Origin of the sequence: Methanoregula sp. (assembly GCF_002835825.1) — an archaeon.
In the GTDB taxonomy this organism is placed as follows: domain Archaea; phylum Halobacteriota; class Methanomicrobia; order Methanomicrobiales; family Methanospirillaceae; genus Methanoregula.
This window is the reverse complement of record NZ_PIZH01000477.1, coordinates 1-1,574: the sequence shown is the minus strand read 5'-3', so window position 1 is coordinate 1,574 and position 1,574 is coordinate 1. Positions and strand designations below refer to the sequence as shown.

2 protein-coding genes and 1 pseudogene are annotated in these 1,574 nt (G+C 62.6%); 1 reads left to right on the top strand and 2 read right to left on the bottom strand.

Annotated features, from left to right (window positions below):
• The coding region (locus CW742_RS12465) for a hypothetical protein (RefSeq protein ID WP_292420840.1) at nt 1-690 on the top strand (690 nt) is incomplete at its 5' end.
• A gap of 13 nt (nt 691-703) precedes the next feature.
• Here the strand turns inward: CW742_RS12465 and CW742_RS12460 are convergent.
• Entirely contained in the window at nt 704-1,288 is a 585-nt protein-coding gene (locus CW742_RS12460; RefSeq protein ID WP_292420838.1) for an AI-2E family transporter, read from the bottom strand.
• Nucleotides 1,201-1,574: pseudogene (locus tag CW742_RS12455) on the bottom strand (hypothetical protein); the annotation flags it as partial. The gene CW742_RS12460 and the pseudogene CW742_RS12455, both read right to left, overlap by 88 nt.

Sequence of the window (1,574 nt, the reverse complement as noted above, 5' to 3'; positions counted from 1 at the left end):
GCCGGCTGCACTGCCCCGGCTCCCGATGCTGTCCCGCAACCCACGGTTACGCCACCCGGTACGGTAACCGCCCCAACCCCCATGGACGCAGTGGGGTGCGTCCTTGCCGAGGAGTGCGTGCCGGCCCGGGGATGCCACCCGACCAGTTGCATAAACCGGGTTGACGCACCCGACTGCAGCGATCCGATCTGCACGATGAGCTGCGAGGGCCCCCTCGACTGCGGTGCCGGTACCTGCGGATGCGGGCAGGGCACGTGCACGGTCATCCCGGCACCGGCGATGACCGTTGAGACTGTGACCCCCGCTCCTTCCTCATCGTCGCCAATCCGGATATGGGCAACCCCCAACCGCTACTCCCCCATGATGTCCTCGACCCCCGGCCTGGAACTGAGCCTGATCACCCCCATGGACACGGACTCATCGACCATGGCGTACGACTGGACTGCAGGTTACGGGTTCTTCCTTTCCTGGAATCCCCCCGACTATGCCGTGAACGAGCGGGGGGCATCGGTCACGACCGGTGGCGGCAAGATCTACTGGTCGTTCCGGGACAAGCCCGCCAGTACGGCAACGCCGGTCACCATCACGATGACCGCCCGCGACACGGCAACAAAAAAGGAGATCGGCCGGTCGGTCCTCACCCTTGACTGGGACGGGGACACCGCGGTGATCGTCAGGCAGATTGCCTGATCCTGCCGGTCCTTTACTCCTGCCCCTCTTTTCTGGTCCGGTCCTCGAACAGGTGACCCACCCCGATCATTTTATTGATCCAGCGCAGCTCGTCCGAGAGCTGGATGAAGAGGAGGATGATGAGCGTGAACGGGATCGAGAGCAGCATCCCGATCAGGCCAAGGAGCCATCCCCAGAAGATGACGGAGAGGATGACGATGAGCGCCGGCATCTCGAACTTGCGGGCAGCAAGCCACGAGTATACCGGGTTCTCGATGATGAGGTTCAGGATGCAGACCGCAACGATCACCGCAAGCGCCCCGGGCAGCCCGAACTGGAGCCATGCAAAGAAGATGGCCGGGATTGCGGCAATGGCCAAGCCAAAGAAGGGGATGTAGCCTAACAGGAACGTGAGCGTGCCCCAGAGGATCGCGCCCTGCACGCCGATGATGGCAAGGAAGCCGCCAAAGAGCATGCCGTGGATGAAGTTGGTCTCGGTCCGGACCACGATGAAGTCGATGACATACCCGATCATCTTCGTAAGGTTCTGCATCGTCTCGGACTCCCTGCCGTACCGCGCTTCAAGCCGGGCGGTGATGGCGGGGATCTCAAGGAGCATGAAAACGCAGTCACGCCCACAAAGAAGAGGAACATGAGCGCTTCCACGGCCACCGTCGCCCCCGAGACTCCCATGGAGAAGAGGTCGCCAAGGTTGATGGAAGGCGGGCGGCTCAGGATCCCTTCGAGCCCGAACTGCGACAGGACCGCCGTGATCTCGGCAAGCCGCATGTTCAGCTCGTGCTGGAACTGCGGGAGGTTTGCGAGCACCGAGTTGAACGACATAAGGGTGAGCATAACGAGCGCCGCGACAACAAGGCATGCAGCCAGCGCGATGACCCGCGTTG

Excerpts from the sequence above, each read along its gene's own strand:
- CW742_RS12460 (WP_292420838.1), bottom strand. The coding sequence starts at position 1,288 with ATGCTCCTTGAGATCCCCGCCATCACCGCCCGGCTTGAAGCGCGGTAC.